General features: G+C 63.0%; 14 protein-coding genes and 2 pseudogenes (1 of these 16 only partly in view). 6 read left to right on the forward strand and 10 right to left on the reverse strand.

Translation table 11 applies throughout. From position 1 onward, the window contains the following. The 8 genes from AC3ANW_RS18030 to AC3ANW_RS18065 form a co-directional block, all read right to left on the reverse strand. Positions 1 to 745, reverse strand: the 5' portion of a protein-coding gene (locus tag AC3ANW_RS18030; protein ID WP_488342213.1) for a hypothetical protein. It extends 11 nt beyond the left edge of the window; only the first 745 of its 756 coding nucleotides appear in the window; it begins with the start codon at positions 743 to 745; its stop codon lies beyond the left edge, outside the window. Between the two features lie 340 nt (positions 746 to 1,085). After that, the gene (locus tag AC3ANW_RS18035; RefSeq protein ID WP_488342214.1) at positions 1,086 to 1,607 is read right to left on the reverse strand and encodes a ClpXP protease specificity-enhancing factor; all 522 of its coding nucleotides are present in this window, start codon (positions 1,605 to 1,607) and stop codon (positions 1,086 to 1,088) included. Positions 1,608 to 1,620: 13 nt separating this feature from the next. Next, positions 1,621 to 2,232, reverse strand: coding sequence for a glutathione S-transferase N-terminal domain-containing protein (locus AC3ANW_RS18040; protein WP_488342215.1), 612 nt, complete (start codon positions 2,230 to 2,232; stop codon positions 1,621 to 1,623). Between the two features lie 103 nt (positions 2,233 to 2,335). After that, the gene (locus AC3ANW_RS18045) at positions 2,336 to 3,097 is read right to left on the reverse strand and encodes a cytochrome c1 (protein WP_488342216.1); all 762 of its coding nucleotides are present in this window, start codon (positions 3,095 to 3,097) and stop codon (positions 2,336 to 2,338) included. 16 nt (positions 3,098 to 3,113) lie between these two features. Further along, positions 3,114 to 4,514 carry a cytochrome b N-terminal domain-containing protein gene (locus tag AC3ANW_RS18050; RefSeq protein WP_488342217.1) on the reverse strand — a complete coding sequence of 467 codons (1,401 nt, stop codon included), beginning with the start codon at positions 4,512 to 4,514 and terminating at the stop codon, positions 3,114 to 3,116. Between the two features lie 21 nt (positions 4,515 to 4,535). Beyond that, on the reverse strand, positions 4,536 to 5,153 hold the full coding sequence (petA, locus tag AC3ANW_RS18055) for a ubiquinol-cytochrome c reductase iron-sulfur subunit (protein WP_488342218.1): 618 nt from the start codon (positions 5,151 to 5,153) through the stop codon (positions 4,536 to 4,538). A gap of 103 nt (positions 5,154 to 5,256) precedes the next feature. Next, positions 5,257 to 6,285 (reverse strand): 4-hydroxythreonine-4-phosphate dehydrogenase PdxA, encoded by a 1,029-nt coding sequence (gene pdxA, locus AC3ANW_RS18060; RefSeq protein ID WP_488342219.1) that lies wholly within the window; start codon positions 6,283 to 6,285, stop codon positions 5,257 to 5,259. Continuing rightward, the gene (locus AC3ANW_RS18065; protein ID WP_488342220.1) at positions 6,282 to 7,061 is read right to left on the reverse strand and encodes a Nif3-like dinuclear metal center hexameric protein; all 780 of its coding nucleotides are present in this window, start codon (positions 7,059 to 7,061) and stop codon (positions 6,282 to 6,284) included. The genes pdxA and AC3ANW_RS18065 overlap by 4 nt, the downstream gene beginning before the upstream one ends. 92 nt (positions 7,062 to 7,153) lie before the next feature. On the opposite strand from AC3ANW_RS18065, the gene AC3ANW_RS18070 reads away from it, so the two are divergent. From AC3ANW_RS18070 to AC3ANW_RS18095, 6 genes and pseudogenes are all read left to right on the forward strand, one after another. Beyond that, positions 7,154 to 8,317 (forward strand): S1C family serine protease, encoded by a 1,164-nt coding sequence (locus AC3ANW_RS18070; protein WP_488342221.1) that lies wholly within the window; start codon positions 7,154 to 7,156, stop codon positions 8,315 to 8,317. A gap of 146 nt (positions 8,318 to 8,463) precedes the next feature. Beyond that, the gene (locus AC3ANW_RS18075; protein WP_488345456.1) at positions 8,464 to 9,594 is read left to right on the forward strand and encodes an ABC transporter substrate-binding protein; all 1,131 of its coding nucleotides are present in this window, start codon (positions 8,464 to 8,466) and stop codon (positions 9,592 to 9,594) included. Between the two features lie 109 nt (positions 9,595 to 9,703). Continuing rightward, positions 9,704 to 10,585, forward strand: coding sequence for a branched-chain amino acid ABC transporter permease (locus AC3ANW_RS18080; protein WP_488342222.1), 882 nt, complete (start codon positions 9,704 to 9,706; stop codon positions 10,583 to 10,585). Between the two features lie 2 nt (positions 10,586 to 10,587). Then, positions 10,588 to 11,451: a branched-chain amino acid ABC transporter permease gene (locus AC3ANW_RS18085; protein WP_488342223.1), complete on the forward strand. Its 864-nt coding sequence runs from the start codon at positions 10,588 to 10,590 to the stop codon at positions 11,449 to 11,451. Then, positions 11,448 to 12,215, forward strand: a pseudogene (locus AC3ANW_RS18090) (ABC transporter ATP-binding protein); the annotation flags it as partial. The gene AC3ANW_RS18085 and the pseudogene AC3ANW_RS18090, both read left to right, overlap by 4 nt. Before the next feature lie 101 nt (positions 12,216 to 12,316). Then, a complete protein-coding gene (locus AC3ANW_RS18095; RefSeq protein ID WP_488342224.1) occupies positions 12,317 to 13,054 on the forward strand; it encodes an ABC transporter ATP-binding protein in 738 nt (245 codons plus the stop codon). 70 nt (positions 13,055 to 13,124) lie between these two features. On the opposite strand, the gene tatC is transcribed toward AC3ANW_RS18095, so the two are convergent. Both tatC and tatB read right to left on the reverse strand, forming a co-directional pair. Continuing rightward, positions 13,125 to 13,925, reverse strand: a complete 801-nt coding sequence (gene tatC, locus AC3ANW_RS18100; protein WP_488342225.1) for a twin-arginine translocase subunit TatC — start codon at positions 13,923 to 13,925, stop codon at positions 13,125 to 13,127. A gap of 39 nt (positions 13,926 to 13,964) precedes the next feature. Continuing rightward, positions 13,965 to 14,114: pseudogene (gene tatB, locus AC3ANW_RS18105) on the reverse strand (Sec-independent protein translocase protein TatB); the annotation flags it as partial.

The raw sequence follows: 14,114 nt of genomic DNA on the forward strand, positions 1-14,114 counted from the left end.
CCCGCATCTTGGGAGCGAAGCACCCAGCCAGACCCGGCCAGGCCGGCGGGTACGAGCAGCCGACGCCATAGATAGATGATCGATGCATCACTGCATCAGCCCAGTGCGACCTGGTCTCGCCGGTGTGCAGCGTCAGGTGACAAAGTCCTTTGCTCATGTTGCCAGCGAGATCGGTGCAAACCAAGTCGACATCCTTGCGACCGTCGTCACCCAGGTCCAGGCTACCGGATACTGGCTCCTGGCTTGCCATGTCTAGCCGCCATGCGCCACTGCTTTCGACGACGGCAACAAAAGTCGCACCGGCAAAAGTGACGGACACGACACCACCCGGCTCGGCGTGCCCCTTCAGCAAGAGGGCGTCGCGGAACAAATGATCCGTTGCCAGCGTCGGAGGCTCCGGAGAGGCCGTCGAAACTGTAAACACACCTTCGACAACTCGACTCCGACCTTTGGTGTCGATAACGGTCACCATCAGTTTTTTGCGTCCGTCCGACTTCAAGTTGAAGCGGCCCGACAAGGGCACCTCGATGCGGGTATCGAGCGACCACTCTCCAGCGTCGGTAGCGGTGGTTCCGAAGACCGCCCCGCCGATGCTGATCAATACGGTGCAGCCATGGTCGGCCGTGCCGCCGATCAATGGCGTCACGTCGTTGATGGTTTGACCCAAAAGACTTGTCCGCGCCTCTGCTTCGATATTCACAAAACACTGGCGACCGCCAACTGGGCTCATACGCGGCAACTGCATGGTGATGACCTCCGGCAGAACTACTCTGACTAACTGCATGCCGGCGAAGATAAACCTACTACCAAACGTAAACAATATTTAATTGCGGCAGTTTCTCTTTATATAAATAAAATCAACAAATACAAATGAATTCATCCGCACAGTACGGGCGGGGCAATCGAAAGCAAGCATTTGCATTCATTCTGACGCTGATGAACGCAATCCCGATTTGCATCGGCGATGGACTCCAGAAAAATCAAGGTCTGCGAGACGGCCGCCATGAGGCGGACATTTCGCAGACCTGATTTTTTGCCGTTACAGTTTTACGGCCGGTTCGCTGCACGTCTCCAGCCTTCCGGACTTATTTGATTCGCTTGAGCGACGGCCTGGGAGTCGGCGAAGATGGCCTGGGCGGTTCATCGTCCTTTTCTGGAACGATCGCATCGGCAGGATCTGCGCTGCGGGCCGGGTCGGCCGAAACGAGTTGCACAAAACCTCGCGGCTCGTTGTCTTCGGACGACGAGACTGGCTCGGCATCTGCCTGGCTTCCAGGCTCCATGGGATCAAGCAGGGGAAAGGCCATGCCTTGCCCGTTTTCCCTTGCGTAGATTGCCATGATCCGGCCAACCGGAACCATGATGTCGCGAGGAATACCGGCAAATCTGGCTTTGAATTCGATGAATTCGTTTCCTACCTGCAAGTTGCTGGTGGCGTCGTAGCTGATATTCAGCACGATTTCACCATCCTTCACATACTCACGCGGCACCTGGACGGTGTCATCGACGGCAACCGCCACATACGGCGTAAAACCGTTGTCGGTGCACCATTCATAAAGCGCCCGCAGCAGATACGGGCGGGTGGAGCGGGATTCGATGGCGTTCATGCCGAGCGCCCGATTACTTGCGCATCACCTTTTCAGACGGCGTCAGCGCTTCGATATAAGCCGGACGCGAAAAGATGCGTTCGGCGTATTTCAACAGCGGTGCAGCATTCTTGCTGAGATCGATACCGTAGTAATCCAGGCGCCAGAGCAGCGGAGCGATGGCCACGTCGAGCATCGAGAAGTTCTCGCCCAGCATGTATTTGTTCTTCAGGAACACCGGGGCAAGCTGGGTCAGGCGGTCACGAATATGGGCGCGAGCCTTTTCCAGTGCCTTGTCGGCACCCTTTGCACCACGGGCTTCCAGCGCACTGACGTGCACGAAGAGTTCCTTTTCGAAGTTCAGCAGGAACAGGCGCACACGGGCGCGGTCGACCGGGTCGCCGGGCATCAGTTGGGGATGCGGGAAACGCTCGTCGATGTATTCGTTGATGATGTTCGACTCGTACAGGATCAGGTCACGCTCGACCAGGATCGGCACCTGCCCGTACGGATTCATCACATTGATGTCTTCGGGCTTGTTGTAGAGGTCGACGTCGCGGATCTCGAAGTCCATTCCCTTTTCGAACAGCACGAAGCGGCAGCGATGGGAGAAAGGGCAAGTCGTTCCGGAATAAAGCACCATCATGGCGGGAGGCTCCTGAAAATCGAAGGAGCGGGACACGTTGAAATGCCCGCTCCCACAGGGAAAAGCCGCACAGGCCATCGGCCCGCACGAATACGTTGAAATGCTAGCGCACGGCGCGCCAATACGAAGCGTTGAGCCGCCAGGCAACGAAGGCAAAGATCCCCAAAAAGATCAGAACCCACACGCCCACCCGAACACGGATGTTGGCTGCCGGTTCGCCCATCCACTGAAGATAGTTGACCAGATCGCCGACCGCCTGCTCGTATTGCAGGGGCGTCATTGTGCCCGGAGTGAGTTGCTCCCATCCAGTCACGACATGGATCTTCTCGCCGTGTTCTTCGCGTTCTTCATAGATCGGACGTCGCTGGCCCTGCAGTTGCCAGAGCGGATTGGGCATGCCCACATTGGGAAAAGCCAGGTTGTTCCAGCCGGTCGGCCGGGTGTCGTCTCGATAGAAAGTGCGAAGGAAAGTGTAAAGGTAATCAGGACCGGTGCCTCCGTGGCCCGACCGCGAGCGGGAAATCACGGTGAGATCAGGCGGATTGGCGCCGAACCATTCCTTGGCCTGTTTGGGGTCGATCGCCGACTTCATGGTTTCACCCACCTTGTCGGTGGCGAACAACAGATTGGCCTTGATTTGCGCCTCGCTCAGCCCGATGTCGCCCAGCCGGTTGTAGCGCATGAAAGCCGCCGAGTGACAACCGATGCAGTAGTTGACGAAGAGTTTTGCGCCGTTTTGCAGTGACTGCAGATCGGTGACCTGGTTGGGAGCCTTGTCCCAGGCGTAGCCGCCCTCTTCCGCCTGGGCGGCACTGCCCAACGCCAGCGCAACGGCCGCGATCATCGTGAGGATCGTTTTTTTCATTTGCTGCATCCAGCGATCAGTGGGGGTGGAAGACCACACGGTCGGGCGGCGTCTTGAAGGTTCCCTGACGGCTCCACCACGGCATCAGCAGGAAGAAGCCGAAGTAGAACAGCGTGCCGATCTGCGAGACACGTTCACCCACCGGTGACGGTGGCTGCACGCCCAGGTATCCCAGCACCATGAACACCACCACGAATACGCCGTACAGCGCCTTGTGCCACTGCGGCCGATAACGGATGGACTTGACCGGGCTGTGGTCGAGCCAGGGCAGGAAGAACAGGATGATGACCGCGCCCCCCATCACCACCACACCCCAGAACTTGGCGTCGATGCTGAGCATCATGGCAACGACGCCCAGCGCGGCCAGCACCACGATGCCCTTTACGATCACCGGCAGGCGACTCTTGATGGCACCGAACGCCGCCGCACCCACGACGCAGGCGATCAGGGCGTACATCATCTCGCTGGTGATGGCCCGCAGCATCGAGTAGAAGGGCGTGAAGTACCAGACCGGCGCGATGTGGTTCGGCGTCTTGAGTGAGTCGGCGGGTATGAAGTTGTTGTATTCCAGGAAGTACCCGCCAGCCTCGGGTGCGAAGAAGATCACCGCGGTAAAAGCCATCAGGAACATGCTCACCGCGAAGATGTCGTGCACCGTATAGAACGGGTGGAAGGGAATGCCGTCGAGCGGCACGCCGTTCTCGTCCTTGTGTTTCTTGATCTCGACCCCGTCCGGGTTGTTGGATCCGACCTCGTGCAGCGCCACGATGTGCGCCACCACCAGGCCCAGCAGCACCAGCGGCACGGCGATGACGTGGAAGCTGAAGAAACGGTTGAGAGTCGCATCGCTGACCACGTAGTCGCCGCGGATCAGCAGGGCCAGGTCGGGGCCGATGAAGGGAATGGCCGAGAACAGGTTGACGATCACCTGTGCGCCCCAATACGACATCTGGCCCCAGGGCAGCAGGTAGCCCATGAAGGCCTCGGCCATCAGGCACAGGAAGATGGCGCATCCGAACAGCCAGACCAGCTCGCGCGGCTTGCGGTAACTGCCGTACATCAGCCCGCGGAACATGTGCAGATAGACCACGATGAAGAAGGCGGACGCTCCGGTGGAATGCATGTAGCGGATGAGCCAGCCCCAGGGCACGTCACGCATGATGTATTCGACCGACGCGAACGCCAGCGTGGCATCCGGCTTGTAGTGCATCACCAGGAAGATGCCGGTGACGATCTGAATCACCAGCACCAGGAGTGACAACGAACCGAAGACGTACCAGATGTTGAAGTTCTTGGGAGCGTAGTACTCGCTCATGTGCTCTTTGTAGAGCTTGGACGCCGGGAACCGGTTGTCCACCCAGTTCATCAGCTTCGTTCCCGCCGGTGCGTTGGGCGAGATTTCCTTGAATTCAGCCATGGCGTTTGTTTCCCCCTGCCCTCAGGCGCTCTTCTTGTCTTCACCGATCAGCAGGCGTGTGTCGCTCAGGTACACATGCGGCGGAATGGGCAGGTTGTCGGGTGCGGGTTTGTTCTTGAAGACCCGGCCGGCCAAGTCGAAGGTCGACCCGTGGCAAGGGCACAACCAGCCACCCGGCCAGTCCGCAGGCAGCGAAGGCTGCGGACCGGGCTGCAGCTTGTCGGTGGGCGAACAACCTAGGTGGGTGCAGATACCGATGACCACCAGCACCGCCGGTTTGATGGAACGATGCTCGTTGCGGGCATATTCCGGGGTGAATTCGTCCGGGTTGCGTTTGGACTGCGGGTCGGCCAGGGCCCCGTCGTGTTTGGCCAGGGCCGCCACTTCTTCGGCGGTGCGCTTGACGATCCACACGGGTTTGCCACGCCATTCGACCGTGATCTTCTCGCCCTCTTTCAGGCCCGAGATGTCCACTTCCACCGGCGCACCGGCCGCCTTGGCTTTTTCGGACGGCTGGAAGGTGCTGACGAAAGGGACCGCGGTCGCCACGCCACCCGCGACGCCCATGCAGCTCGATGCAATGAGCCAAACCCGTTTGCCGCTGTCGATCTGTTGGCTGTCGACTACTGATGCACTCATGGATTTCCTCGGGTGTTCATCGCTTTATGGGGGGAATCAGCCAAAGATTGTAGGGGTGCCCCCCGCCCCTTAGAACGCGTGGTAGCCCTTATACGGCGCGGGTTCAGCCTGCGAGTTTGCGGGCGGTGCGGACCGCCGCCAGCAGGCTGGAGGCATCCGCACGACCGGTACCCGCGATGTCGAAAGCAGTGCCGTGGTCGGGGCTGGTCCGAACCATCGGCAGCCCGAGCGTGACGTTGACGCCGTCGTCGATGCCCATGTATTTCACCGGGATCAGCCCCTGGTCGTGATACATCGCCACCACTGCGTCGAAACCCTCGGGTTTGCCGTGAAACGCCCGGGCGCGCATGAAGATGGTGTCCGGCGGGAACGGACCGAACGCTTCCACGCCGGCCGCGCGCGCAGCCTCGATGGCCGGCGCGATGGTGTCGATTTCCTCCGAGCCGAACAGACCGCCCTCCCCCGCATGCGGATTGAGTCCGGCGACCGCCAGCCGCGGCGCACGCCCCAGCAGACGCGACAGGGATTCGTGGCTGATACGCAGTGTCTCCTGCACGTTGTCGAACGTGACGGCATCGAGCGCCCGGCGCAGCGACATGTGGATGCTGACCAGCACGGTGCGGAGTTCTTCGTTGGCCAGCATCATGCGGACCGGCATGGCCTCGATGCTGCAGCCCACATGGGCGGCGGCCTCGGCCTGCAGCATTTCGGTGTGGCCCGGAAACGCAACGCCGGCAGCCGACAACGATTCCTTGTGCAGGGGCGCGGTCACCAGTGCGGCCACTTCGCCTCGCAACGCGGCACGCGCCGCCCAGACGACCGCCTCGGCCGCCTGCCGGCCGCCTTCCGCGGAAATCTCTCCCAGGCTGACATTGCCCCGCGCTTGGACGACAGGCAGCACCGGCAGGCAGCGCGGCGGCGCCGTCCAGGCATCGGCGACCGAATCCAGCACCGCCAGTGGCAGCGAGGGTGTACCCAGGCAGGCGGCAGCGCGGCGCAGCACGTCGATGTCACCGACGACAAAACAGCCGCGCATCTCTTCTGCATGGTCGCGGAACAGTTTCGCGACGATTTCCGGGCCGATGCCGGCCGGGTCGCCAGCGGTGATCACGATGGGAGCGGCGCGTTTCATGCGGGGTTATCGATATCGATGAAGGTATGGCGCAGGCCGAGTTCGGCTGCCAGGTGCCCGGCCACTGCCGGCGCACCGTAACGTTCGCTGGCGTGGTGGCCGCAGGCGATGAAGGTCGCGCCGAGTTCGCGGGCGTAATGGGCCTGCGGCTCGGATATCTCGCCGGTCACGAAGGCGTCGGCGCCGGCAGCGATGGCGGCCTCGAAGAAACCCTGCGCGCCACCGGTGCACCAGGCCACCCGCCGGATCGGGCCGCGACCGGGGTCGACCAGCGTCACCGGCCGCTCGACCACGCGCTCGACATGGCGCGCCAGGGCCGAAGCGCTCTCGAAGGATGTGTCGCCGATGTGGCCGAGTTCCTGTTCGCCGAAAAAGGCATCGGCCACCCAGCCCAGCCGCGCACCCAGCTGGGCGTTGTTGCCGAACTGCAGATGCGCGTCCAGCGGCAGGTGATAGGCGAACAGGCTGATGTCGTGCGCCAGCAGCAGCGCCAGCCGCTGCTTGAGCCAGCCCGTCACGCGGCCGTCGTGGCCGCGCCAGAACAGGCCGTGGTGCACGAAGATCGCGTCGGCGCGGGCGTCGATGGCAGCTTCGATCAAGGCCCGGCTGGCGGTCACACCCGAAACGATGTGGCCGATGGCGGCACGTCCTTCGACCTGCAGGCCGTTGGGGCCGTAGTCCTTGAACCGCGCCGGACTCAGCAATGCGTCGAAGCGCTGCAGCAGTACGTCACGGCCGATGGTCGCGCCGCCAGGGATGTTGCTCAGGATTTCCATGCGGGCATTGTCTCCGAGCGTCCGGGAGGTGCCGGTGTTTCGCCGACAATCGCGGCCTGGTTTTTTCTTCGCTTTCCTGACCCACCGAATCCATGAAACGCACCTGGCTGCTGTTCGCGCAAACTGTCACCGTCCTGCTGGCGGCCTACTTCGTGGTGAGCGTGCTCAAGCCGCAATGGGTCGGACGGCCCAGCTTCGGCGGTGGCGTGGTGTCGCTGCTGGAAGCGCCCGCTGCGCCGATGGGCAGCACCGAGCCCGGCAGTCTCTCTGCGGCTGCCAAGAAGGCGGCACCTGCAGTGGTCAGCATCACCACCAGCAAGGCCGCGGTGCGCAACCCGCGCATGGACGACCCGTGGTTCAAGTTCTTCTTCGGTAACCAGGCACCGTCGCAACCGCAGGCCGGGCTGGGCAGCGGCGTCATCGTCAGCCCGGACGGCTACATCCTCACCAACAACCACGTGGTCGAAGGCGCCGATGAAATCGAGGTGCTGCTCAACGACAGCCGGCATGCGCAGGCCAAGGTCATCGGCACCGACCCGGAAACCGACCTGGCCATCGTCAAGGTCGACCTCGACAAGTTGCCGGTCATCGTGCTGGGCGATTCCGACCGCATCGAGGTCGGCGACCGGGTGCTGGCCATCGGCAACCCGTTCGGCGTCGGGCAGACCGTCACCAGCGGCATCGTCAGTGCGCTGGGCCGCAACCAGCTGGGAATCAACACCTTCGAGAACTTCATCCAGACCGATGCCGCCATCAACCCGGGCAATTCGGGCGGCGGCCTCGTGGATGTGAACGGCAATCTGCTGGGCATCAACACGGCCATCTTCTCGCGCTCGGGCGGCAGCATGGGCATCGGTTTCGCCATTCCGGTTTCGACCGCCAAACGGGTGCTCGAATCCATCGTGCGCGATGGCAGGGTCACCTATGGATGGATCGGCGTCGAACCCGGCGAACTGTCGCCCGAGCTTGCCGAAACCTTCGGCGTGAAGGCCGAGAAGGGCGTCATCATCACCGGCGTGCTGCAGGCCGGACCGGCCGCTGCAGCCGGCATCCGGCCAGGCGACGTGATCGTGCGTGTGGCTGACAAACCAATCGCCAACGTCGCCGAACTGCTGTCCTCGGTGGCAGGCCTGCGCCCCGGCACGCCCGCCGAATTCGGCCTGATGCGCGGCGACAGCAAGATCGACCTGCCAGTGACGCCGGCGGTGCGTCCGGCCCGTCCGCGCAACCAGCAGCCGCAGCCACAGCCCGAATGACGGGACCGGCGGCGCAGGCAGTAGTAGCCCCAAGGCGACACTCGTAGAGGCCGGCGGATAGAATTCGCCCTCGCGTTTTACCGCGACTCTCCTAAGGAAGACATCCCATGACCGCAATTTCGTTCCAGCGCCGTGCCGTTTTCGCCATGATGGCCACGGCAGGCCTGGTTGGCATCAGCTCCGCAGCCCAAGCCGCCGACATCAAAATCGGTGTCGCCGAAGCCCTGTCGGGCGGTGCGGCCCAGTACGGCGTCGCCATCCGCAACGGCTTCCAGCTGGCCGCCGAAGAGATCAACGCCGCCGGCGGCATCAACGGCAACAAGATCGCACTGGTCATCGAGGACGAACGCGGCAACAAGGAAGAAGCGATCAACGTCTTCAAGAAGCTGATCTTCCAGGACAACGTGCTGATGGTCTTCGGCCCAACGCTGTCCAATTCTGCCCAGGCAGCCGACCCGATCGCCCAGGCATCCAAGACAGTCGCCTTCGGTACATCGAACACTGCCGACGGCATCACCTCCATCGGCAACTTCGTGTTCCGCAACTCGGTCACCGAAGCCGACGTGCTGCCGGAGACCCTGAAGATCACCGCAGCCAAGACCGGCGTGAAGAAGGTCGCCGTGCTGTACGGCAACGACGACGTCTTCACCAAGAGCGGCTATGACAACTTCAAGAAGGCCCTCGAAGACCTGAAGATCCCGGTGACCACCACCGAAACCTTCGCCAAGGGCGATGTGGACTTCAAGGCACAGCTGACCAAGATCAAGGCCACCAACCCCGACGCCATCGTGCTGTCGGCGCTGCTGGCCGAAGGCGCACCCATCATGGTGCAGGCCCGCCAGGTCGGCCTGAACGTGCCGATCATCGGCGGCAATGGCATGAACTCGGTCAAGATCTTCGATCTGGCCAAGGAAAAGGCCGAAGGCCTGTGGGTCGGCAGCCCCTGGTCCATCGAGAACCAGACCGACGCCAACCGCAAGTTCATCGTCGCCTACACCGCCAAGTTCAAGACCGCGCCCGACCAGTTCGCGGCACAGGCGTACGACGCCCTCTACATCGCAGCCCAAGGCCTCAAAAAGGTCAAGCTGACAGGCTCCGTGCCGGCCGACCGCGCCGCGTTCCGTGATGCCCTCCCCTCGGCCAAGTGGGTCGGCGCCACCGGCGCCTTCGAATTCACCCAGGCCAAGGACCGCGCCGGCAAACCCGCCGGCTACGATGCCAAGCAGAGCGCCATCGTCAGCGTGACCCGCGGCGGCAAGTTCAGTATCGAAAAATAAAGAGACTTCTCGCAGCAAATGGACGGCGCCCCACCAGCGCCGTCCTTTTGCATTTTGGCTCTTGCCTTATCTGATGCCGACATAGCGGCATCTCCGCAGGATATCCACCGTGCTGGAACAGCAGTTAATCAATGCCTTGTCACTGGGGTGCGTCTACGCACTCTTCGCGCTCGGCTTCACCCTCATCTTCGGCGTCCTCGGCGTCATCAACCTGTCGCATGGCGCGGTCTTCATGGTCGGCGCATACGGCGCAGTCCAGGCCATCACGCATCTGCACCTGCCGCTGTGGGCAGGGCTGGTCTTCTCGTTCGTCCTGTGCGGCGTGCTGGGCCTGCTGATCGACTTCCTGGTGTTGCGGCCGCTGCGCAAACGCAATGCGCCCCACCTGATCCCGATGATCGCCAGCATCGGCGTGGCCATCGTGCTGAACAACGGCATCCAGGGCATCTTCGGCGCAGAGAACCTGCGCTTCCCATCGGGCATCGTGTCGACCGATTCGATGGACCTGGGCGGCCTGCACCTGACCGCGCTCGAGCTCGGCATCATCCTGCTGTCCTTCCTGCTGATGGGCGTCCTGATGTTCGCCCTGAAGCGCACACAGCTGGGCCGTGCGCTGCGCGCTATCGCCGAGTCTCCCAAGGCGGCCTACCTGGTGGGCATCAACGTCGAAGGCCTGTTCTTCCTGGTGTCCTTCGTGGCGGCCGGGCTGGGTGGCGTGGCCGGCGTGCTGATCGGTCTCTATTCCAACGCGCTGTTCCCACTGATGGGCCAGCCGATGCTGCACAAGGGCATCGCGGTGATCATCCTGGGCGGCATGGGCGACATCCGCGGCGCCATGCTGGGCGGCCTGTTTCTCGGTTTCGCCGAGGTGCTGTCGGTGGCCTACATCGGCTCCAACATGCGTGACGCGGTGGCCTTCGGCCTGCTGTTCCTGGTGCTGCTGGTGCGACCGAAGGGGTTGTTCGGCACCCTGCAAGAACGGAAGGTCTGACGATGAGCGATTTCGACAACTTCTGGGCCGTCTACAGCAACCTGGTCCTCGGGCTGGGCATCAACTCCCTGCTGGCGCTCTCCATCTACCTGACCCTTTCGTGCGGCATGCTGGCCATGGCCAACGCCGCGTTCATGGGCATCGGCGCCTACACCGCCGCCCTGCTCACCATGAACTACGACACGCCTTTCATCGTGTCGATCGCCGCCGGCATGGTGGCGCCGGCCATCGTCGCCTTCATCATCGGGAAACCCACCCTACGCCTGTCGGGTGTGTACCTCGCGATGGCCACGTTGGCCTTCGGCGAAGTGGTGCGTATCGTGGTGCTGAACACCGAATCCATCACCGGTGGCGCGCTGGGCCTGAACGGCATTCCGCAACAGACCCAGTGGTGGCATGTGCTGCTGGCGCTCGTGGTCGTGCTGCTGGTGCTGTGGCGCCTGCGGCATTCGCGTATCGGCCGGGCTTTCGAGTCGATCAAGGAAGACGAGACCGCCTCGGGCCTGATGGGCATCGACGTCGGCGCGCACAAGATGCTGGCCTTCGTGCTGGGCGCGGCCATCGCCGGCCTGGCGGGCACACTCAACGCGCACCTGACCTTCTTCATCGGCCCCAACGAATACGGCTTCGACCGTGGCGTGGACATCCTCACGATGGCCATCCTGGGCGGCATCAACGGCCTGACCGGCCCGGTGCTGGGCGGCACCATCCTGACGCTGTTGCCCGAGGTGCTGCGTGGTTTTGCCGACTTCCGCCTGATGATCAACGGCGTCATCCTCGTGCTGATCGTGCTGTTCCTGCCCAAGGGGCTGTGGGATCCGGTGCGCATCCGCAACTGGTTCGGCAAGGGAGGTAAACAGGCATGAGCGCGACCCTCGAACTGAAAAACATCTCGCGTCATTTCGGCGGCCTGAAGGTCCTGCAGGACGTCAACCTGCGGATCCCGCAGGGCGGCATCTTCGGCCTGATCGGCCCGAACGGCGCCGGCAAGACCACCGTCTTCAACCTGATCACCGGACTGCTGCCGCCCACCTCGGGCAGCATCACTTTCGACGGGAAAGACCTGGCCGGCACCAAGCCGCACATGATCACCCGCAGCGGCATCGCCCGCACTTTCCAGAACATCCGGCTGTTCAAGGAAATGAGCCTGCTCGAAAACGTGATGGTCGGCATGCACGCCCAGCTGCGCTACGGCAACCTGGGCCTGCTGACCACTTCCGGCCTGTTCCGCTCCGAGGAGAAACGGGCGCGCGAACGGGCTCGCGAGCTGCTGTCCTGGATGAAACTCGACCACAAGGCCGACGACACCGCGGACAACCTGTCGTACGGCGAACAGCGCAAGCTCGAACTGGCGCGTGCGCTGGCCACCGAGCCCAGGCTGCTGCTGCTGGACGAACCCGTGGCCGGCATGAACGCCAACGAGAAGACCGAGCTGATGCACGAGATCAGGCAGATCAGTGCACGCGGCTACACCATCTTCATGATCGAACACGACATGCGTTTCGTCATGGGCCTGTGCCAGGAAATCGCAGTGCTGAATTTCGGCCGGATCATCGCCCAGGGCGGACCGGACGCCATCCGCAACGATCCGCAGGTGATCGAGGCCTACCTGGGCCGCGAAGACGACGAACCCGCGGCCGATGGCCCGCACGGCATCGTCACCGACGGCGCCCCTTCCGCGGTCGCCGCGGGTGTGGTGCCCACCTCCGTTCCCGTACCGGGAGCCCAAGCATGAATAGCGCCGTGAAAGAAGCCAGCAAGACCATCCTTTCCGTTGAGGGACTGAAGGTCTCGTATGGCCACATCGAAGCCGTCAAGGGGATCGATTTCGCTCTGCAGGAAGGCAGGATCACCACTCTGGTGGGTGCCAACGGCGCAGGCAAGTCGACCACGCTGCTGGCCTTGTCCGGACTGGTGAAGAAGTCTGCCGGCCGCATCATGTTCGACGGGCGCGACATCGGTTCGCTGGCACCGCATCGCATCGTCGAAGGCGGCGTGGTGCAGGTCGCCGAAGGCCGCGCGACGCTCACCACGCTGACGGTGCGCGAGAATCTCGAACTGGGCGCCTACACCCGCCGCAACCGGGCCGAGCGCGCACAAGACCTCGACTATGTCTACGGCCTGTTCCCCCGACTGGCCGAGCGCCACACCGGCCTGGCGGGCAACCTGTCGGGCGGCGAACAGCAGATGCTCGCCATCGGCCGTGCGCTGATGGCACGCCCCCGGGTGCTGCTGCTGGACGAGCCTTCGATGGGCCTGGCGCCGATCATCGTGCAGGACATCTTCCGCACGCTGCGCACCATCAACCAGGGCGGCCTGACGATCTTCCTGGTCGAGCAGAACGTGCGCCAGGCGTTGAAGATCGCCGACCAGGCTTATGTCGTCGAGACCGGCAAGATCGTGTTGAGCGGCACCGGCTCCGCCCTGCTGGTCGATCCCAAGGTGCAGGACGCCTACCTGGGCGGCTGAAGCTCCCGGGCAGGCACAAAAAAAGGCGGTCGATACGACCGCCTTTTTTTATGGCAAACACAGCCCGGTGTCAGGCGGCCGAATCGGCGGAGGATTCCTTGTTGTCCTCACCAGGCGCCTTGGTGGTGCGGATGAAGATGCGGGCAGCCCAGATGCCCACTTCGTAAAGTATGCACATGGGGATAGCCAGCGACAACTGCGACACCACGTCGGGCGGTGTCACCACGGCGGCCACCACGAAGGCACCCACCACGAAATAACCGCGGAAAGACTTCAGCTTGTCGATGCTGACCAGGCCCATGCGCGCCAGCAGCACCACTACGATCGGCACTTCGAATGCAATGCCGAACGCCAGGAACATGGTCAGCACGAAGCTCAGGTATTCCTCGATGTCGGGTGCCGGCGTGATGCTCTTCGGCGCAAAACTCTGGATGAAGGCGAAGACCTTGCCGAACACGAAGAAGTAGCAGAACGACATGCCGATGAAGAACAGCAAAGTCGACGAGATGACCAGCGGCAGCACCAGCCTCTTCTCGTGCAGGTAGAGGCCCGGTGCCACAAAGGACCAGACCTGGTAGAGCACCACCGGCAGCGCACACACGAAGGCCGCCATCATCAATATCTTGAGTGGCACCATGAAGGGCGAGATCACCGAGGTGGCGATCAGCGTGGCGCCCTGCGGCAGGTGGGCGATGAGCGGTGCGGCCAGCAGGTCGTACAGCGCACCGGGACCGGGGAAAAAGAACAGCACCGCGCCGGCGATGCCGACGGCGATGAGCGCCTTGACCAGCCGGTCGCGCAGCTCCATCAGGTGCTCTACGAAGGGCTGTTCGGTGCCGGCGAGTTCGTCGTCGCGTGAGGGATCTGGCATGGGGCTAGCGGGCTCGCAGGGCGCGGCGCCGCCGTGGTTTTAGTTGATCTTCTTGGGACGATGCCGGGCCACACGTGCAGCGCCGGAAAGCGCCTTGGTGCGGACACCCGCGTTGGCCTTGTACCACTGCGGGGTGGCACCACGCTTGACGCGCCAGTTCTTGCCCGGATGCCGGTATTGCGGCGACAC

The organism is Xylophilus sp. PBN-3R (assembly GCF_057747805.1).